This is a genomic window from Nitrospirota bacterium (genome assembly GCA_040752355.1).
In the GTDB taxonomy this organism is placed as follows: domain Bacteria; phylum Nitrospirota; class Thermodesulfovibrionia; order Thermodesulfovibrionales; family Dissulfurispiraceae; genus JBFMCP01.
Genome location: JBFMHE010000011.1, coordinates 1 through 19,468 on the forward strand (window position 1 = coordinate 1; position 19,468 = coordinate 19,468).

General features: G+C 58.5%; 18 protein-coding genes. 6 read left to right on the forward strand and 12 right to left on the reverse strand.

Features of this window, described 5'->3' with window-relative positions:
* Nucleotides 1–155: 155 nt before the first annotated feature.
* Together AB1805_09225 and AB1805_09230 are read left to right on the forward strand one after the other, a co-directional pair.
* Entirely contained in the window at nucleotides 156–530 is a 375-nt protein-coding gene (locus tag AB1805_09225) for a hypothetical protein (protein MEW5745598.1), read from the forward strand.
* Between the two features lie 70 nt (nucleotides 531–600).
* Nucleotides 601–2,457 carry a hypothetical protein gene (locus AB1805_09230; protein ID MEW5745599.1) on the forward strand — a complete coding sequence of 619 codons (1,857 nt, stop codon included), beginning with the start codon at nucleotides 601–603 and terminating at the stop codon, nucleotides 2,455–2,457.
* A gap of 106 nt (nucleotides 2,458–2,563) precedes the next feature.
* Here the strand turns inward: AB1805_09230 and AB1805_09235 are convergent, their stop codons facing one another.
* Complete coding sequence (locus AB1805_09235; GenBank protein MEW5745600.1) at nucleotides 2,564–3,667, reverse strand: PEP-CTERM sorting domain-containing protein; 1,104 nt, start codon at nucleotides 3,665–3,667, stop codon at nucleotides 2,564–2,566.
* A 393-nt stretch (nucleotides 3,668–4,060) separates the two neighbouring features.
* On the opposite strand from AB1805_09235, the gene AB1805_09240 reads away from it, so the two are divergent.
* Nucleotides 4,061–4,405: a cupin domain-containing protein gene (locus AB1805_09240; protein ID MEW5745601.1), complete on the forward strand. Its 345-nt coding sequence runs from the start codon at nucleotides 4,061–4,063 to the stop codon at nucleotides 4,403–4,405.
* Nucleotides 4,406–4,416: 11 nt separating this feature from the next.
* Here AB1805_09240 and AB1805_09245 read toward each other — a convergent pair whose 3' ends face one another.
* From AB1805_09245 to trxB, 10 genes are all read right to left on the reverse strand, one after another.
* A complete protein-coding gene (locus AB1805_09245) occupies nucleotides 4,417–5,628 on the reverse strand; it encodes an anaerobic nitric oxide reductase flavorubredoxin (protein MEW5745602.1) in 1,212 nt (403 codons plus the stop codon).
* Nucleotides 5,629–5,696: 68 nt separating this feature from the next.
* Nucleotides 5,697–6,317, reverse strand: a complete 621-nt coding sequence (locus AB1805_09250; GenBank protein MEW5745603.1) for a DUF6448 family protein — start codon at nucleotides 6,315–6,317, stop codon at nucleotides 5,697–5,699.
* A 36-nt stretch (nucleotides 6,318–6,353) separates the two neighbouring features.
* On the reverse strand, nucleotides 6,354–7,475 hold the full coding sequence (locus tag AB1805_09255; protein MEW5745604.1) for an ABC transporter permease: 1,122 nt from the start codon (nucleotides 7,473–7,475) through the stop codon (nucleotides 6,354–6,356).
* A 1-nt stretch (nucleotide 7,476) separates the two neighbouring features.
* Nucleotides 7,477–8,586, reverse strand: a complete 1,110-nt coding sequence (locus AB1805_09260; GenBank protein MEW5745605.1) for an ABC transporter permease — start codon at nucleotides 8,584–8,586, stop codon at nucleotides 7,477–7,479.
* 79 nt (nucleotides 8,587–8,665) lie between these two features.
* The gene (locus AB1805_09265) at nucleotides 8,666–9,592 is read right to left on the reverse strand and encodes an ABC transporter ATP-binding protein (GenBank protein ID MEW5745606.1); all 927 of its coding nucleotides are present in this window, start codon (nucleotides 9,590–9,592) and stop codon (nucleotides 8,666–8,668) included.
* A complete protein-coding gene (locus tag AB1805_09270) occupies nucleotides 9,589–10,512 on the reverse strand; it encodes an ABC transporter ATP-binding protein (protein ID MEW5745607.1) in 924 nt (307 codons plus the stop codon). The genes AB1805_09265 and AB1805_09270 overlap by 4 nt, the downstream gene beginning before the upstream one ends.
* Before the next feature lie 174 nt (nucleotides 10,513–10,686).
* Complete coding sequence (locus tag AB1805_09275; GenBank protein MEW5745608.1) at nucleotides 10,687–11,673, reverse strand: efflux RND transporter periplasmic adaptor subunit; 987 nt, start codon at nucleotides 11,671–11,673, stop codon at nucleotides 10,687–10,689.
* 43 nt (nucleotides 11,674–11,716) lie between these two features.
* Complete coding sequence (locus AB1805_09280) at nucleotides 11,717–13,084, reverse strand: TolC family protein (protein MEW5745609.1); 1,368 nt, start codon at nucleotides 13,082–13,084, stop codon at nucleotides 11,717–11,719.
* 46 nt (nucleotides 13,085–13,130) lie between these two features.
* Nucleotides 13,131–13,712 (reverse strand): TetR/AcrR family transcriptional regulator, encoded by a 582-nt coding sequence (locus AB1805_09285; protein ID MEW5745610.1) that lies wholly within the window; start codon nucleotides 13,710–13,712, stop codon nucleotides 13,131–13,133.
* A gap of 163 nt (nucleotides 13,713–13,875) precedes the next feature.
* Nucleotides 13,876–15,522: a thioredoxin-disulfide reductase gene (gene trxB, locus AB1805_09290; GenBank protein MEW5745611.1), complete on the reverse strand. Its 1,647-nt coding sequence runs from the start codon at nucleotides 15,520–15,522 to the stop codon at nucleotides 13,876–13,878.
* 98 nt (nucleotides 15,523–15,620) lie between these two features.
* Between trxB and AB1805_09295 the strand changes: the two genes are divergently transcribed.
* A complete protein-coding gene (locus AB1805_09295; protein MEW5745612.1) occupies nucleotides 15,621–16,544 on the forward strand; it encodes a histone deacetylase in 924 nt (307 codons plus the stop codon).
* Between the two features lie 81 nt (nucleotides 16,545–16,625).
* On the opposite strand, the gene AB1805_09300 is transcribed toward AB1805_09295, so the two are convergent.
* Nucleotides 16,626–17,504 carry a DMT family transporter gene (locus AB1805_09300; GenBank protein ID MEW5745613.1) on the reverse strand — a complete coding sequence of 293 codons (879 nt, stop codon included), beginning with the start codon at nucleotides 17,502–17,504 and terminating at the stop codon, nucleotides 16,626–16,628.
* 191 nt (nucleotides 17,505–17,695) lie between these two features.
* Between AB1805_09300 and ilvC the strand changes: the two genes are divergently transcribed.
* Together ilvC and AB1805_09310 are read left to right on the forward strand one after the other, a co-directional pair.
* Nucleotides 17,696–18,709: a ketol-acid reductoisomerase gene (ilvC, locus tag AB1805_09305; GenBank protein ID MEW5745614.1), complete on the forward strand. Its 1,014-nt coding sequence runs from the start codon at nucleotides 17,696–17,698 to the stop codon at nucleotides 18,707–18,709.
* A 107-nt stretch (nucleotides 18,710–18,816) separates the two neighbouring features.
* On the forward strand, nucleotides 18,817–19,467 hold the full coding sequence (locus tag AB1805_09310; protein ID MEW5745615.1) for a phosphatidylserine decarboxylase family protein: 651 nt from the start codon (nucleotides 18,817–18,819) through the stop codon (nucleotides 19,465–19,467).
* Nucleotide 19,468 lies beyond the last annotated feature (1 nt).

Consider the following 19,468-nt stretch of genomic DNA (forward strand, 5'->3'; position numbering starts at 1 on the left):
GAACGGGTCGCCCTTGCGGTGATGAGGGGTTCATACACAAGATAGAGCAAGTTGTCGGCAGGAAACTTGTTGCTTTGCCGAGAGGCAGGCCGAGGAGAAGGGAATAAATGGTCGCTGTCCCTATTAACGTCCATTATTTTTGAAACAGATGATCTATGGATAAGAGATTAGTGAAGAGAGCGCCAGAACGCCATCAAAAAGCTTGGATATTAGGCAGTATTGGCTTAATGATTGGTGCTGGCATCGGTGGATATTTTTCTGCGATAACAGGGAGCTCTACTTACATTGTTATTGGCACTTTTATAGGTGGCATTGTCGGCGATCTGATTGGTTTCCTGCTCAATAAAAGAATTTCACTGAAAGCACTTTTATCCATTGAGAAGATAGCTAATAATGTTCTAATTTTTGTAAGCTTTAGTTTTGTAGCTGGAGGCATGATGGTTTTCATTCAAAAAGGCAGATGGATTGGACTTATTGGTGCTGTTGTATTTGGTTTATGTGGTCTATATTTATATAAAAAAAGAAGTTGAGAGATTACCAGTAGTAGAAAACCGGGATGGTTCTCATTCCATACAAAGAGTCGGGAGGGGGAGAAGAGAGATGAAACGTGATCGGAGCTGTGCAGTCTTACTGCTGTATCTTACCCTGGCATTTATCATTGCTCCCCTTACCTCCTCGTTCGCCGGAACGACCCGGTACTATTATGATGAATTGAACCGCCTGAAAAAGGAGGAGTCCGGAAGCGCCATTTCCTATACCATCACTGCAATAGCAGGAAGCAACGGAGCCATCTCCCCTGCCGGCACGGTCTCGGTGCCCTCCGGCGGCAGCCAGACCTTTACGATTACTCCTGATGCCGGGTACGCGGTTACCAATGTGCTTGTCGATGGCAGATCGGTGGGAACGCCATCGAGCTACTCCTTCAGCAATGTCATTGATAACCGCACCATCGAGGCACAGTTCGGGCCTGTTACGACAGAGATCATCGTCGATAACGCCCCGGCAGGGCAGTCCTCTTCGAGCATATCATTCACCGGTCTATGGGCGGTGTCTGGCGGGACCAGTCCGTACGGTGTGGATTCGTTATATACCCGCGAGGCAGCGACCTATACATGGCATGCTGCTCTGCCCCAGACCGGCACCTACGAGGTCTATATGTGGTGGACTGCGTACAGCTCCCGTACCTCCAGCGCTCCGGTAACCATAGAGTACAGCGGGGGCTCACAGACGATCAACGTCAATCAGCAGATCAACGGAGGCAGGTGGAACAAGCTGGGGACCTTCAGTTTCACTGCTGCAGCAGGAGGTAAGGTGACGATTATCTCTCCGGCACCCTCCAGCTACAGCTACTGTGCTGATGCCGTAAGATTCGTTTATGTCGGGGCTCCGGCAAACGTGGCCCCTTCGGCGGTTATCGATTCCATCACGCCCAACCCTGCCTCGGTGGGACAGCCGGTGAGCTTCAGCGGGCATGGCACGGACAGCGACGGCACCATAGCCGGATACAGCTGGATATCGAGCATCGATGGGCAACTGAGCACAGCGGCCTCCTTCAGCAGCTCATCTCTTTCCGCAGGCACCCACACGATCTACTTCAAAGTGCAGGACAATGCCGGGGCATGGTCGACCGAGGTGAGCCAAACGCTTACGGTCAACCAGAGCACGGATCAGATCATCATCGACAATGGAGGGGCCGGCACTTCGTACACGGGGATATGGAACGTATCGGGAGCAGTTAATCCCTATGGCGCGGACTCGTTGTGGAGCCGCAACGGGGCAACCTACACCTGGCGTGCTGCTCTTCCCCAGACGGGGACCTACGAGGTTTATATGTGGTGGACCGAATACAGCTCCCGTTCGACCAACGCTCCGGTGGCGGTTACCTATAGCGGGGGTACGCAGACGATTACTGTGAACCAGCAGACGAACGGAGGCAAATGGAACTACCTGGGGACGTTTACATTCGATGCGACCTCGGGCGGGACCGTAAAGCTTACCGCCCCTGATCCCGAGCCGACAAGCTACTGTGCGGATGCGGTAAAGTTTGCCTACGTCCCGTCCATAGAGGTTATCGTGGACAACGGCGGACCCGGCACCTCGTATACAGGCCCCTGGGCAGTATCAGGCGGCGCCAATCCGTACGGTGTCGATTCATTGTACACCCGCGAGACGGGAAGCTACACCTGGCATGCCGCGCTTCCCCGCACGGGCAACTACGAGGTCTACATGTGGTGGACGGAGTACACGTCCCGTACCTCCAGCGCCCCGGTAACCATAGAGTACAGCGGGGGCTCACAGACGATCAACGTCAATCAGCAGATCAACGGAGGCAAGTGGAACTACCTGGGCAAGTTCGCCTTTGACACGACAGCGGGCGGGAAGGTGACGATTATCTCTCCGGCACCCTCCAGCTATAGCTATTGCGCGGATGCGGTGCGGTTCGTGTACGCCCCTTGAGAGGGGTTCGCTGTAAAAGGGGCTTAGGAGGACTGAGGGCGCCCTTCCTCGGAGGCGCCCTCTCCCTAGCGAGAGGGCACGTTGCACATCCAGGCCTAAATCAAGATTAGGTCTGACGCCAGATTTTCTTTCTCAGCAGTCCTGCGCCTGCAAGACCTACCCCCAGGAGAAAAAATGTCGAAGGCTCAGGAGTGGGAATGGGGGCAGGGGAGTCCTCCTTGGGGATACCGATGAAGGCCTTCGAAGTGAGCCCGTCGTAGCCGCCTCCTGCTATTTCTCCGCTATCGTTGATGCCGAAGAGATGGGAGTACTGCCAGTCCGTAGGCAGTATCTCGATGTAATCCCCATCTTTGTAAATAAACCCCTTGGTACCCAAACCCACCCCATCATTTCCGTAGCCGACTACTTCTCCTTTGTTGTTAATGTCAATTGCAAAGGCATAGTCCCAGCCCGGCGGTAAAAGCTCAATATAAGTGCCATCGATGTATATGAAACCTTTACCGGTACCCTGGTAGCCGCGGCCAACCACCATCCCACTGTCGTTTATGCTATTAGCATGGGCGGAGCTCCACCTTGGAGGCAGTAGCTCAATATAAGTACCATTGCTGTACATGAAACCCTTGCCTATCCTGTCGAAGCCTCCTCCTACTACGGTTCCGTTATTATTGATACCACTTGCATTTGCACTTGACCAGCCCTGAGGCAGTATTTCCGTGTAGCTCCCTCCGCTATAAAGGAAGCCTCTTGAAGAGAATCCGTTCGTGCCGGAACCCACGATATCACCATTATTGTTAATGCCGTTAGCAAATGAGCTTGACCAGCCTTGAGGCAATAGTTCTTTATAGCTTCCTTTGTCATATTGAAAGGCCCGTGAGGAAGAGCCGTTAAATGCTCCTCCTACGACGATCCCCTTATTGTTAATGCCTGTCGCTCCGACCATACTGCTTCCAGGAGGGAGCAAAGGAGTATAAGAGCCTTTGCTGTATACGAAACTTTTCTGAGAGGTTCCATCGAAGCCCGAGGCCACAAGATCTCCATAACCGTTAATATCGCCAAAGGACACAGGGGCTATAGCAGCCCATCCCGGAGGAATGATTTTGGTATAGGTATACTCTCCACCTATGGCTGCCGGGGCTAAAAGGACATTCATCGCGAGATAGAAAAGTGATATGGGTAGTGTTGCTTTGAGCTTCTGCCAGACTTTTTTCATGGTCTTCCCCTCGACAACTCAAGATCGTTAGAGATTAACGTACCCTTTCGCCGGTAGCCGAGCGAACGCTCACCGCCCATGTTTCTGTGTGATGATACATGATGATATGCATACAATGTACCAGGCATGTAGGCACTTGATTTCAAGCTGATTTTTACTTCCTCGAGAGGGACTGTAAATCAGCTCGACGTTTTCAATGAGCTTTGAAACAAATAACCGTCGGAAATGATGACAATATACCGGAATAGCTATCCTCGATCACTCGTGCCAAAAGAGGCAGAGGAATCAATAGGCCCTCAATATTGACCAAGTGCCGCTGCCGGCCGTATTGATTTCCGCTCCGGCCTCGGATAGTATTTAGGTACCATCTTACCGAAAGCCCGGAGGTGTGTCATGGGATTCAGCAGCGAGATCAAGATTGCATCCGCCGAACCGCAGGCCGTTCACCTTGCCGACGCGATAAGCTACCAGGACCACTCGGTGGTCAGCAAGCAGCTCCTCAAGAAAGATACGGGGACAGTAACCCTCTTCGCCTTCGACGAGGGGGAGGGGCTGAGCGAACACACCGCGCCCTTCGACGCGATGGTCCATGTCCTGGACGGCGAGGCGGAGATCACCATCGCCAAGAAACCCTATCGTCTCAAGAGCGGCGAGATGATCGTCATGCCCGCCAACCAGCCGCATGCGCTGAAGGCGGTGCAGCGGTTCAAAATGCTGCTCGTCATGATACGGTCGTAAGCACCCGCAGCTCAGCGGGCGGCGAGCGACGGCTCCTGCAGTTGCAGGGCGAACTCCTTTCCGAAGGCCCGGCACTGCTCGATGCCGTGGCTGTCAGGACTCCATGAGAGCCGCAGCCCCTCGGTGATGAGCTCGAACCCGCACTCCTTCAACCGCTCGGTTATCAGCTTCACCGACTCGCCGCTCCAGCCGTAGGCGCCGAAGGCAGCCGCCTTTTTGTTCTTGAAGCTCAGGCCTCTCATCTCTTCGAGAATGCCGGCGACCGAGTAGAGAATCGCCCTGTTGATCGTGGGCGAGCCGACGAGTACGGCCTTTGATTTGAAGACTTCGGTGATGATGTCGTTCTTATCCGAGCGCGCGGAGTTGAAGAGCTTTACCGTTACCCGCTCGTCCGCAGACCCGATCCCCTCCGCTATCGCCTCCGCCATCCTGCGGGTGCTGTTCCACATGGTGTCGTAAACGATCGTTATCTGGTTCTCCTGGTACGCGTTCGCCCACTCGGCGTACTTGTTCACGATCTGGAGCGGGTCGTCGCGCCAGATGACGCCGTGGCTGGTGCAGATCATGTCGACGGGCAGGTTCAGCCCCACCACCTCTTTTATCTTCTTATCGACCAGCGCGCTGAAGGGGGTCAGTATATTCGCATAGTACTTGATGCATTCCGCGTAGAGCTCCCCCTGGTCGACCAGGTCGTTGAACAGGCGCTCCGTAGCATAGTGCTGCCCGAAAGCGTCGTTGCTGAAGAGTATGTTGTCGCCGGTCAGGTAACAGAACATACTGTCCGGCCAATGCAGCATCGGCGCCTCGATGAAGACGATGTCCTTTGTCCCGATATTCAGCCGGTCTCCAGTCTTCACCACCCTGAAATTCCAATCCCGGTGAAAATGGCCCTTCAGCGACTTCACTGCATTGGCGGTACAGTAGATCGGCGTATCGGGAATCGCTTCCATGAGCCGGGGCAGCGCCCCGCTGTGGTCGATCTCCGCGTGGTTAGCGATAATGCAATCGATCCGATGCAGGTCCGTCTCCTTCGCGAGATTCTGCACGAACTCGGAGGAAAACGGCGCCCATACCGTATCGATCAGGACCGTCTTCTCGTCCCGTACCAGGTAGGAATTGTACGTAGACCCCCTGTGCGTCGAGTACTCTTCGCCATGGAACTTCCTCAGCTCCCAATCCACCTTTCCGACCCACACCACATTATCCTTTACCTTGATTCCCATCGCACGCACCTCCTTACCGAATATGTATGATCCACCCTCCTCATTCCATTAGATGCTCTAAATGACTCTTAATGATGGTGTCCCTCCCCTGCTTCAGCCTTTTTCGGCTCGCCGTGGTGCGCATGCCCTGCCACCGCATCGTTGTGGAGCCGCTCTACGTAATGGGTGTAGTCGACATACGCCTCGACGAACTTCCGGCCCGCCTCGACGCTCTCATCGGCATGCTTCCTCGCTTCGGCAACACGCGCGAAGCGCTCGCGTATGCCCTTCGCCGCTGCACCGGTAATCATCGCTGCGAGCCCGTCTGCCGAGCCGGTCTCGAGCGCCTTATCCGCAGCCGCTATCGAGGGCTCAACCGAACCGGCAGGCTGGAGCCCGGTGTACGGGGCGCCCTCTCCCGCACGATGAATCCTTACCACTGTCTCGAAGAAATACGTATCGGCAAGCTCCCGCGCCTCCGGCCCTTTGCTCCGTACGGCGAGGGTCTTCTTGAACATCTCGCGGATCGCCGGCTCGTCCTCCCTCCTCACCCATTTGAGCACCGGCGTGACATCGCCCTTTTCGAGCGCAGCCCTTGCCGTCGTTACGACCGGGCCGTCGAGCGTGTCGCAGTGCGCACCCGCGCCTGCCGGGACGAGCCAGGCGGCGAGGACAATCAAAACCGTCTTCAGATACGTCTTACCTTTCATGATAGCCTCCTTTATTAGGTCGTGCACACGACCTCGTTATCCAAGCCTCTTTTTGAACCGGAGCGAGCTGAACGCGATCACGACCACTCCCAGCGTGAAGAGGGCCGCCATCTGCGGCCAGAGGATGCCCGGCCCGATGCCCTTCAGGAATACACCCCTGATGATGACGAGAAAATACCGCAGCGGGTTCAGGTAGGTCGCATATTGTATGATCTCCGGCATGTTGTCGATCGGGAACATGAAGCCCGAGAGCAGGACCGCAGGGAGGTAGAAGAGGAAGGTCGCCATCAGGGCCTGCTGCTGGGTCTTCGATACGGTCGATATGAAGAGCCCGAACCCGAGCACCGAGAGGAGATAGATCGCCGTGCTCCCGGTGAGGAGGAGCAGCGAGCCCTGTATCGGGATCGAGAACCAGAAGACGCCCACCGTCGTGACGAGCGCCATGTCGAAGAAGCCTATGGCGGCAAAGGGGATCGTCTTGCCGAGCATGAGCTCGATCGGTCTGAGCGGCGTCACCATGAGCTGCTCCATGGTGCCGATCTCGCGCTCGCGCACCACTGCCATGGAGGTGAGGAGAAGGCCGGTGAGCATGATGATGATCGCAATGACGCCCGGCACATAGTAATTCCTGCTCCTCAGGTCGGGATTGTACCAGGCCCTCGTCCGCAGGTCGACCCGTCCCGGAACGGCCGTCTGCTGCACCTCCGCTCTCGTATCGAACGACTGCGCATAGCGCGCGATGATCCTGTTCGCGTAGTCCATAGCAACGGTCGCGGTATTGGAATCGGTCCCGTCGACGATCACCTGCACCTCGGTCGGGAAGCCCCTCTTCAGATCGCTCCCGAATCCCCTGTCGATCTGGAGCGCGGCGAGCGCCTTGCCCCGCTCGATCAGCATCGCCAGCTCTCCCGGCGAGTCCGGACGGTACCGTATCGTGAAGTACCCCGAAGCCTCGAGCTGCCGTGCGAGCTCCCTGCTCTCGTACGACCGGTCGAGATCGTAGAGCGCGGTCGTGATGTCAGTGACATCCGTCGTGACGGCATAGCCGAACATGATGAGCTGGAGAAGGGGCGTGACGAAGACAACGGCCTTCATCCGTGCGTCGCGCAGCACCTGAATGAACTCCTTGATGACGAGCTGTCTTATGCGCTCGAGCATATCAGGCCACCCTCTTTTTGAACTTCCTGTTCGCCAGGAAGAAGACGCCGAGGCCGAACACCGCCAGGAGGAGCGACTCGGTAACGAGGAACGGGAGCGTGCTCCCCTTCAGGAAGATACCTTTCAGTATGGTGACGAAGTAGCGCGCCGGTATGAAGTAGGTCACCGCCTGGAGCGGCGGCGGCATGTTCGCTATGGTATACATGAACCCGGAGAGCAGGAAGGCGGGAAGAAAGGTCACCACCATCGCGACCTGGCTCGCCACGAGCTGCGACTTTGCGGCGATCGAGATCAGTATCCCGAGGCTGAGCCCCCCGAACAGGAAGAGGGAGGAGAGCGCGGCGAGAAGGAGGACGCTCCCGCGGAGGGGGACGCTGAAGATGAAGACCGCCATGAGCACCGAGAGCGCCACATCGATGAAGCCGATGAAGAAATAGGGGACGAGCTTGCCCGTGATCAGCTCGGGCGTCTTCACCGGCGTGGAGATCAGCTGCTCCATGGTGCCCCGTTCCCATTCACGGGCAATGGTGAGCGAGGTGAGGAGCGCTGCGATCACCGCCATGATCACGGCGATGAGCCCGGGGACGATATAGTTGCGCGATTCGAGCTCGGCATTGTACCAGGCCCTGACGCGGGTCTCGATGAGGGGGACGACGGTGCTCGCGGGGAGCTCCCGGGAGTAGCGTTCGGTCACTGCAGTGACGTATCCCAGGGCGATCGTCGCGGTATTCGAGTCGCTCCCGTCGACGATCACCTGGAACTCCGCCTGCTTCCCGGTCAGCACGTTCCTCGAAAAATCGCCGGGCACCGAAAGAGCGAGTACCGCCCTACCCGAATCGAGATAGGCGTCGATCGCCCCCGGCTCGCTCACATGGTCGATCACCGTAAAATAGTCGGAGGCGCTGAACCGCTCGACGAGCCCCCTGCTGAGGCTGCTCCTGTCCCTGTCATAGACCACGGTCTTGAGGTTGTTGACATCGAGCGTTATCGCGTAGCCGAAGATGAAGAGGAGCATCACCGGCATGAGGAACGCCATGGCGAGGCTCAGGGGATCGCGGAGGATCTGAATGAGCTCTTTCTTGGCGATGGCTTTAACTCTGAGCAGTTTCATATCATTCTCGTAACGCGTAACGCGCGATGAGTATGCAAATTGTTGTCTTTTGCTGATTACGCATCACGCATTACGGCCTTTACGCTGTTTCTATCAACGTGACGAACACATCTTCCAGCGAGGGCACGATCTTCTCGATCCTTGTTACCCGTATACCCGCCGCCCCGAGGAGCCGCCCGATCTCGGGGATCGCCGGCCCGGCGTCCTCGACCGTGACATGGAGGATGCTGCCGAACAGGGCCGTTTCAAAGCCCTTCTGATCGAGCAGCTCCATGGCGTCGACGAAGCGGTCTGCGTCGACCTCCAGGATATCGCGTCGCATATATTCCTGCTTGAGCTCATCCGGCGTGCCCTTGGCGATGATCTTCCCCCGGTAGAGGAGCGCAAGCCGGTCGCAGTACTCGGCCTCGTCCATGTAGTGCGTCGTCACGAAGACCGTCGTTCCTCCCTGGGACATCTCATAGATGAGGTTCCAGAAATTCCGGCGCGACAGGGGATCGACCCCCGAGGTCGGCTCGTCGAGGAAGAGGATCGGCGGCTCGTGGAGCACGGCGCACCCGAGGGCGAGGCGCTGCTTGAACCCGCCCGGAAGCGTCCTCGTCAGCGCACCCTTCCTGTCCTCGAGCCCTGCCATGGCGAGGCTCCATGCCTTGCGCTCGCCCGCCTTCTCCCTCGGCACGTTGTAGACGCCGCTGAAAAAGTTTATGTTCTCCTCGACCGTCAGGTCGTCGTAGAGGGAGAACTTCTGCGACATGTAGCCTATGGTCTCCTTTATCTTCTCGGTCTCCGTCATGATATCGTATCCGCCCACAGTGCCCCTGCCGCTGCTCGGGACGAGCAGGCCGTTGAGCAGCTTTATGGTCGTCGACTTCCCTGCGCCGTTCGGGCCGAGAAAGCCGAAGATCTCCCCCTTCCTGACGGTAAAGCTCACGTGGTCTACCGCGACAAAGTCGCCGAAGACGCGCGTCAGACCTTCGACCTCTACCGCATTACCTTCCCCGTTCATCGTTCCTTCACCATCGCGATGAATACATCCTCGAGCGACGGCACGATCTCCCTCCGGCTCTTCACGGTCACCCCTTTATCACGGAGCGCCCCGGCGAGGCCGTCCGCTGTCGTCTCCGGCTCGAGAGTAATGTGGAGCTTATCGCCGTATATGCTCACCTCCCTGATGCCTCGCGCCTCCCTGGCCACGGCGGCGGCGGAGCGCGCGTCATCGACCCAGACTTCGGCCATGCGCAGGCCGAGCGACGTCTTGACCTTTGCCGGCTCATCGACCATGAGGAGCTTCCCCCGGTGCATAAGCCCTACCCGCGTGCACCGCTCCGCCTCGTCGAGGTAGGCGGTCGAGACGACAATCGTCATCCCGTCCTTGAGGAGATCGTAAAGTATCTTCCAGAAATCCCGCCGCGACACAGGATCGACGCCGTTCGTCGGCTCGTCGAGGAAGAGCACGTCGGGAGTATGGATCAGGGCGCAGGCGAGCCCGAGCTTCTGCTTCATGCCGCCGGAGAGCTTTCCCGCGAGCCTTCCCTTGAAAGGGGTGAGATTGCTGAAGCCGAGAAGCCGCTCGATCCGCGCGGGCCGCTCCCTCCGGGGCACCTCGTAGAGGTCGGCGTAAAAGATGATATTCTCGTACACCGTAAGGTCCTCGTAGAGGCCGAACCGCTGCGCCATGTACCCGATCTTCTCCTTGAGCCGCTCCCCCTCTTTGACAATGGAGTGTCCCGCAACCCGCGCCTCGCCCGAGGTCGGCTCCATGATGGCAGTGAGGAGCCGCAGGGTCGTCGTCTTCCCTGCGCCGTCAGGGCCGACAAGACCGAAGAGCTCTCCCTTCCTGATCTCGAGCGTGAGATCGTCGACGGCAGCGATATCGCCGAATCGTTTGGTGAGGCCTAATAGTGTAACTGCCCCGGGCGTATCCATATTTACGTTCTGTGTCCAACAGGAATCGGGATGGTATGGTACGTGAGCGGCTTTTTTTGCCGGCAGTTCATGCCGGATGCATGAGTTGCCGGCAAAAACCTCGGAGGCAAACAGGGATGTTTGCCGAGAATGAGCGAATGTACCATACTATTCCTATTTTGGTCCGATTCCGGCTCACTGGAGCATTATCCTCACATCCGCCGGCATGCCCGGCTTCAGCTCGTTCTTCTCGTTCTTCACCCGCACCTTCACCCCGAAGACGAGCTTCACCCGTTCCTCCTGCGTCTGCACGTTCTTCGGGGTGAACTCCGCCTCGGAAGCTATGTATGACACGACGCCCTCGTACACCTTTCCCGGATAGGAGTCGGTGGTGATCTCCGCCCGCTGCCCGAGCTTCACGAGGCCGAGGTCCGGCTCCCTGATGTAGACCTTTACCCACGGGTTCGCGAGATCGCCGATCGTATAGACCGGCGTGCCCGGGGCGACCGTCTCGCCGAGCTCGACATTCTTGTTCAGCACCACGCCGGCGATCGGCGCGTAGAGTACGGTGTCCTTCAACCGCTCCTGCGCTGCGCTCAATGATGCTTCCGCCTGCTGGACGCGGTCCTGCGCGGCCCTGATCTCCTCCCTTCTCGGTCCCTCCTTGGCGAGGCTCAACGACTCGAGCGCCTTTCTGTAGCCGGCAACGGCAGTGTCGTAAGCCTTCTGCGCTCTATCCATCTGCTGGGCCGAGATCGCGCCGTTCTTGTAGAGGAGATCGGCCCTCCCGAGCTCTCTCTTGGCGTTGACCATTTCCGCCTCGGCTGCTCTCACCGCTGCCCGCGCCTGCTCGATCTCCTGGGGTCGCGAGCCGGCCCGCAGCTCCTGGAGCTTGGTCCTCGTCTCCTGCAGGGAGGCCCTCTGCTGCGCTGCCTGGCTCTCGAGCTCGGCGCTGTCGAGCACCGCGAGTCTGTCGCCCTCTTTGACGCTGTCGCCCTCTTCAACCGGGAGCGCGACGATCCTTCCGGAGGACTTGAACCCGATATTGCCCTCCGTAACTTCGACGTTGCCCGAGACCGGGATAAAGCTCCTCTCCTGCCTGCCGCCGAAACGGTACACCAGGAAGACCGCGAGCGCGACCACGACAGCAAGGATTCCGGCTGCAACCACCTTTTTTCTCATTGCTCGACTCTCCTTTACCGATTACTCTCCTGCCGCGAAGACCTCAGCTCTCTTCAGACGGCCTGCGGTCCTTATCCGCAGGCTTTGCGAAGCGTTCTTCTCCCATTGCCCTCATCAGGGCGGCCGCGGCCAGCCGCTTATCGAACAGCGCCTGGTAGTAGTCCGTTTCAGCGCGCAGGAGGGTAGTCCGGGCGTCGATGACATCCGTGCTGGTGCCTCCTCCCGCCTCGAACTTCAGCCGTTCTATACGCAGGTTTTCCTGCGCGCTCTCGAGCGCCTTTTCGGTGACGCCTATCCTCTTCCGGGCATTCTCTATCGCCAGGTACGCATCCTTGACCTCGCGGATGATAGCGAGCCTCAGCGACTGCTGCTCCTCCCTGGTCCTCTCGAGCTCCTTCTGCCGCCTGCCTACATCGGCCTTTATGGCTCCCCCGTCGAAGAGAGGCATGGTGAGCCGCAGCGCGAGGTTCCAGTTCTCCTTGAACGAGAGCTCGTCTCCCGACCGTCCCGCATACTCGCTGCTCACAGAGACGAAGGGGAGCCGTCTTCCCCGGGCGAGCGCTATCTGCTCTTCCGCCACCCGCAGCCGCTTCAGCATCGCCCGGTAATCGGGCCTCTGGGAAAAGGCCCTTTCCACGCCCTTTTCGAGGGGAGGATACGCCTCGTCCACCGCCGTCTCCCGGACAACGGAGATAGTCCTCGTCATCTCCTCGATGCCCATGAGCGCCTTCAAGAGCGTAAAAGCGCTCTCGAGGCTGTTCTCGATGGCGAGCACATTCTGCCGCGCGTGCGCAAGCTCGGTCTCGGTCTTCAGGAGCTCGATCCGCGGTACGGTCCCCGCCTCGAAAAAGAGCGCTACGTCCCGCTGATGCGCTTCGAGCTGCCGCACCGATGCCCTGTTCGCCTCGAGGAGCTCTTCGAGCTGATAGATCTTGTAAAAGACGCTGGTCACGTTGTAGACAAGGTCCTGGCGGCTCATGCGGAACATGTCCTGCGCAATGGCTCTGTCTATTTCGGCGATGGTCACCGCCCTGTCGAGCCTGCCGCCCCGGTAGAGCGGGAGCGTAAGATAAGCGCCGAGATCGTATATCGTCGTATCGAACTCCGGAAAGCCGGCGCCCTCGAGGGGAGACCCCGATATCGGCGTTACCGGAGCGGGATAGCGGTACCGCACCGCATTGCTGAAGAAATCGATCTTCGGCATCTTTTCCGCCCTCGCTGCATCAATCCCGTAATCCGCGATCGCCACGTCGGCTCCGGACGCCCGTATCCCCGGGTTATCCCTGAGCGCGATCTCGAGCGCCTCGGAAAGGGTATAGGTATCAGTGCTGCCGGGCGCACCGGCGCCCCTCTCCGCATGAACAGCGGCCGGAAGAAACAAGAGACAGACGACGGCCAGCACTCTCATCATTGCCGATCCTCCCTGTGAGTGCTCACGTGCAGTTTTAAAAAGGAGACTAGGCTTTGATGCATCTTTCATAATTGTCCCACATTTTCATCCCCTCTGCCATAAGCGGGAAGGAGAAGCCGCTCAGGGACCATAAGAAGATCGTCACCTGTATCATCCCGATAACCATCAGGGCGGAAGCGTGCGGTTCGATATCCTTCTTTATGAGCCCCGCCTTTTTCCCCTCTTTGATGAGCGCCTCGAGCCGCTCCCGATAGGCCGTGATCGTACCCAGGAGCTTCTCCCCGAGCTCTTTGCTGCCGATGTGCATCTCTTCCGAAAAGCCGAGCCGGGGGATCCCCTCGTTCTTCTCTATGTACTCGAGATGGAGCTGGAAGACCTTTTTGAGGCGCGCGAGGGGAGAGGCGCTGCTCCTGAACGCCGATTCGAGGTTCTCCCTGAGGCCGGCGCCGATCCGTTCTACTGTTTCGGCGAGGATCTCTTCCTTGTTCTTGAAGTGGCGGTAGAGGTTCGCCTCCGAGATACCCACCTCCTCCGCGAGCGCGGCGGTCGTGAGCGCCCTGACGCCCCGCTGGGCGATGATCCTGAGGGCAGCCTCGGCGATCTGCGCACGCCGCACCCCCCTCGCCATTCTCCCTCCTGTTTTTACCGCCTTTTTCACCCGCGCTCCTTGTAAGTGAATAATCACTTACATAATAGCCGAAAAAAAATCGCCTGTCAAGAGGTTTGTCAAAAATATTTCAGGAGTTACCCGCTCGGAAATCGCTTTAAAGTCTATAACGGGATCAGGAAGCTCATCTCGACGGTTCGCTCGCCCACCATGCCTCTTTCTCCGGACGCTCTTTCCAGTACGGGCTCGAGAGGTCTTCGAACGCGGTAAGGGCGGCTATGGAACCCTGTCCGACAGCGGTAGCGATCTGCTTGATGCCGCCGGTCACATCGCCGGCAGCGTAGACCATGCGCATCGATGTCCGCTGCCTGCCGTCGACCTTGACGTATCCCTCGTCATCGAGGGCGAGCCCGAGCATCTTCGCCAGCTCGTTGTTCGGCTCGTACCCGATCGCGATGAATACTCCCTCGACCGGCAGCTCCTTGATCGAGTTATCTTTCACATTGCGGAGCCTCACCCGCTCGACCTGCTCCTTGCCGGCGATCTCTTCCACGACCGTGTTCCAGAGGATCGGGATCTTCCGGTCTTCGAGGCTCTTCCGGAGAAACTGCTCAGCCCGCAGCGACTCTCTCCGGTGCACCATGATGACCTGCGCCCCGATGCTGTTGAGATAGAGGGCGTCCGTTGCCGCGGAATTGCCGCCGCCGACGACTATCACCCGCCTGCCGTCCTTGAAGAAGTAGCCGTCGCAGGTAGCGCAATAGCTTACGCCCCTGCCGTAAAGCGTCCGCTCGCCGGGAACGTCGAGCTTCTTATGCTCCGCCCCGGTGACGAGGATGATCGCCTTCGCGCGGTAGGTCTTCCGGTTCGTCTTCAACTCGAACACTTCGTCTGTCTTTTTCGCCTCGAGCACCGGCTCTCCCTCGAAAACATAGGTGTACTGGAGCGCCTGCTGGTACATGATATCGACGAGCGTCTTCCCGGCGATCTGGCTGAAGCCGGGATAATTCTCGACCACCGGGGTTATCAGCACCTGTCCGCCGACGGTCGCCTTCTCGAGCACGGCGGTCTTGAGCCCGCTCCGGCCTGCGTAGATGCCTGCGGAGAGGCCTCCCGGGCCGCCGCCCACGATGACGAGGTCGAGCTCGACCGTCTCGCCCGCAAAAGCCGCCGACATGATCTCGGCCGACGCGAGGCCGATCACCTCCTCTATGAAGACCTCGGGGGTCCTGACGCCGGTCCCTATGGGGACATCATTTATCACGGTGAAAGGGACGGTGACGATATGGTACTTTTCCATATAATCCCTGTTCTCGTACATTTCGATGATCTCCGCGGTGATGAGCCCGGGCAGCGCAATGGCAGCGGATACGGCGTTGAGCGCCTGCTGCGGGCAGTAGGGGCAGGTGGGAGAGACGAAGATCTGGATATGGCGCGGCTCCTTCAGCTCGAAAAGCCGTTTCAGGGCCTCATCGGAGAGGAGCGTCCCCCTGGTCGAGGCGAGCAGGAGCATCATGATGAGGGTGCGCCCCTCCTCGCCGACCGGTGCGCCGATATAGCGTATTTTGAATCTGTCCGGGGCGATCACGAGAGCAGGGGACCGCGTGATACCCCGCTGCTTCGCCTGCTCGCTGTTCACCGTGTAAAACTTCGCCTCGACCTTGTCGGTGAGCTCGGCGATCGCTTTGACGAGCTCCACGGTCGCTTCGGTGAACTGCGTCTTCTGCTCGCCGGTATACACTTCGACGAGGACCTTGTCATGCATATGCTTGAAGGTGTCCCGCAGCACACTGCGGGTCTCTTCGGGTATCAGCGACGGCTGCTTCTTCACGGACTCTCCTTTCTCGGGCCCACCAGGACGTGTAACCAAATTATATCAAATTATATCAGCATCTTTTCACCTGCGGAAGAATACCGTATAATTAGGATGTGCACGCGACAGGGTTTGTGTACGATCCCATCTTTCTCAGGCACGAGACGCCGCCGGGCCATCCCGAGCGGAAGGACCGGCTGATCGCCATCGTCGATGCGCTCCGTGCCGCCCCCTTCTGGAATGACCTGGTGCAGCTCTCTCCCCGCAAGGCGTCGTACGATGATATCGCTCTCGTCCACACGCCGAAGTATATAGAGTCGATCCGGAGCTCCGGAAGCGGGTATCTCGATCCCGATACCTACCTGTCCGAAGAGAGCCTCGATTCTGCGCTCTATGCAGCGGGTGCGGTCATCGAAGCAGTCGAGCGCTGCAAGACGGGCGAGATCTCCCGCGCCTTCTGTGCAGTGCGGCCGCCCGGCCACCATGCCGAAGCGAACAGGGCGATGGGATTCTGCATCTTCAACAACGTCGCCGTCGGCGCGCGGTATGCGCAGAGGCGAGGGTACCGGAAGGTCTTCATCATCGACTTCGATGTCCACCACGGCAACGGGACCCAGCATATGTTCGAAGAGGACGACACGGTGTTCTACTTCAGCACCCACCAGTTCCCGCATTACCCCGGCACCGGACGCGCCGCTGACCGCGGAAGGGGCAGAGGAGAAGGGTTCACCTACAATATCCCCATGGAATACGGGGCGGGCGACAAAGAGTATTTCAGCGCCTACAGCGAAGTCCTCCCCGACCTCATGAGGAATTTCGGTCCCGACCTGGTGCTCGTATCCGCCGGATACGATATCCACGCGAGCGACCCGCTCTCCGGCATACAGGTCACCACCGAGGGCATCCGCAACATCGTCTACAGCATCCTCTGCTGTCCCATCGGCCTCCCGGTGCCGCACCTTTTCGCTCTCGAAGGAGGCTACAACCTGAGGGCGCTCGCCGAGGGGGTCACCGTTACCATCGAAGAAATGATGAAGTAGAACAAATCCAGAATTCAGGAGTCAGAATCCAGAACAAAGGACCTCTCTTAGGGCTCTCCTCACTTCTGCATTCTGCCTCTTTTATCGCGACAGCACAATTAATGCAAAGCCCGCCAGCATCATCACCGCTCCCGCCAACCGCTCCCGCACGTTCGGCTCTCCGAAGAACAGCGAGCCGTAGAGCACGCCGATGAGCAGGCTCAGCCGCTTCACCGAGATCATGTAGGCGACCTTGGTGAGGCTGATCGCGATCATGTGCGCGATGATCATGGAGAGGTGAAAGAGTCCGGGCAGCAGGGCGGCCTTGAGCGTGCCGTTGCGGAGCAGCCCCCTCGCCTCCTCTCTTCCTTTATAGAGCGCTATGGGCGTAAAGAGCATGACCAGCGCCGTGTAGTAGGCTGCGGCAAAAAAGAGCGGCGACGAATGCTCGATGGCGCTCTTGCCGAGGGTCGAGGTGATGCTGAAGAGGAGCGCCACGAGGATCATGTACAGCGACCCGCGCTCCCGCTTTATGGCACGGAAGGGCTCCAGGACCCCTTTCCTGAACTCCTTCAGGTTGAGCACATAGCCGCCAGCCGCAATGAGCAGCACGCCGAGCGCCCCCTGTACGGAAATCTCCTCCCCCAGCAGGAGATAGGGTACTGCGATGAGGAAGACCGGCGTGAGCGAGAGGAAAGGGAGCGTAAGGCTGAGCGGCGACACCTTCAACGCCTTGATGTAGAGCACCATGGCGGCGATCTCGAAGGGCAGCGCAATCAGCGACGCGGCAAAGAACTCTTTGTCGAGCGGGGGGATGGGGATGAACAAGAGGATCGCAAAGAGGCCGGGGAGCGCCACTACCAGCCGGAGCCAGGCGATGAGGTACTCATTATGCGCGGCGAGCGCCTTTTTGGCAAAAGCGTCGCTCGTGGCGAGAGAGAAGGCTGCCAGGAGGGAGAGCCCTACCCATGCGTTTTCCATCCCTCCATTCTATCGCAAATGAAGCAGATACGTTGAGCTCAGATCCGTTTATTTTTCATGCCCCGATGGCGCGTCCCGATTCTCTTTTCGCTGGGAGTGCCTGAAATTATTTTGTAAAATATGTAATATATATGCTTCACCCTTTGGGCCGGAGTTGAAGGTTTAATACCGCAGGAGGTAGGACTGACGTGATCACGATTTATTACGACAAGGACACCAGGCCGGAAGTTCTGAAAGGCAAGAAGATCGTCATAATGGGATACGGGAGCCAGGGCCACGCCCATGCGAATAACCTCAAGGACAGCGGCATGGATGTCACTATCGGTGTAAGGAAAGGCTCGAGCTGGGACAAGGCGGCGGCGGCGGGCTTCAAGGTCATGGAGCCTGCCGAGGCGGCGAAGATCGCGGACATTATCATGATCCTGCTCCCCGATGAGTTCCAGGCCGATGTCTATAAGGCGGAGATCGCGCCGAATATGAAGAAGGGCGTCTCTCTCGCCTTTGCCCACGGCTTCAACATCCACTTCGGCCAGATCGTGCCCCCGGCTGACGCCAATGTCTTCATGGCAGCGCCCAAGGGCCCGGGCCACCTCGTGAGGTCGGAATACACGAAGGGCAGCGGCGTTCCCTGCCTTATCGCCGTCCATCAGGACCCGTCGGGCACTACGAAGGACGTTGCGCTCGCCTATGCCTCTGGCGTCGGCGGCGGCAGGGCCGGCATCATCGAGACGAATTTCAGAGAAGAGACCGAGACCGACCTCTTCGGCGAGCAGGCGGTCCTCTGCGGCGGCGTCTCGGCGCTCATTCAGGCGGGGTTCGAGACCCTCGTCGAAGCGGGCTACGCCCCGGAGATGGCCTATTTCGAGTGCCTCCACGAAGTGAAGCTCATCGTCGATCTCATCTATGAGGGCGGCATTACCAACATGCGTTATTCCATCAGCAATACCGCGCAGTACGGCGACCTGACGAGGGGGCCGCGGATCATCACCGACGAGACCAAGAAGGAGATGAAGAAGATCCTTTCCGAGATACAGGACGGCAAGTTCGCCCGCGAATGGCTGCTCGAGTGCAGGGTGAACAAGCCGGTCTTCAATGCGCTCACCAGGAAGGGAGAAGAGCACCCGGTCGAAGAGGTCGGCGCCCGGCTCAGGGCGATGATGCCCTGGCTCAAGAAAGGCAAGCTCGTCGATAAGTCGAAAGCGTAAGTTTCGTTTGTGGCGTTCATAGCGTTGTGGCGTTTATTGCACAGAGAAGTGTTCATTAAAACGTTATGGCGCCATAAACGCTATAACGCTATAACGCTATAAACGCTATGAACGCACCGATCAAATTCGCCCCAGAAGGGTATCCGTTCATCGCCGGGTTCGGCATTCTTACGTTACTTCTCTATCTCGTTGGAGGGGTCTGGGCTGCGCTCCTGCCGCTTCTCCTCACCCTTTTCATGCTCTACTTTTTCAGGGATCCCGAGAGGAACATCCCCGGGGGAGAAGACCTCTTCCTCTCTCCTGCGGACGGGAGGGTCATTCTCATACAGAATGTCAGCGGCGATGCCTGCTTTGCCGATCGCTCCACCGAGATCAGCATCTTCATGTCTCCCCTCAATGTCCATGTGAACAGGGCTCCCTGCGACGGCGTCGTGGAATCGGTGGTGCATACACCGGGGAAATTCATCTCGGCATTCAAGCCCGAGGCGTCCCTCCAGAACGAAAACATAACCATGATCCTGAAGGGGACCGGGAGCAGGGTCCTGGTGCGCCAGGTGGCGGGCGCCATAGCGCGCCGGGCGGTCTGCAGGGTGAAGCCGGGCGACCGGCTCAAAAAAGGAGAGCGGTACGGCATCATAAAGTTCAGCTCCCGCCTCGATATTTATCTTCCTGAAAACACGGAAATTAAAGTAAAATTAGGGGATAGGGTAACAGCGGGGGAGACGATCCTCGGCGCTATGGGGAACGACAGGGGGTAAT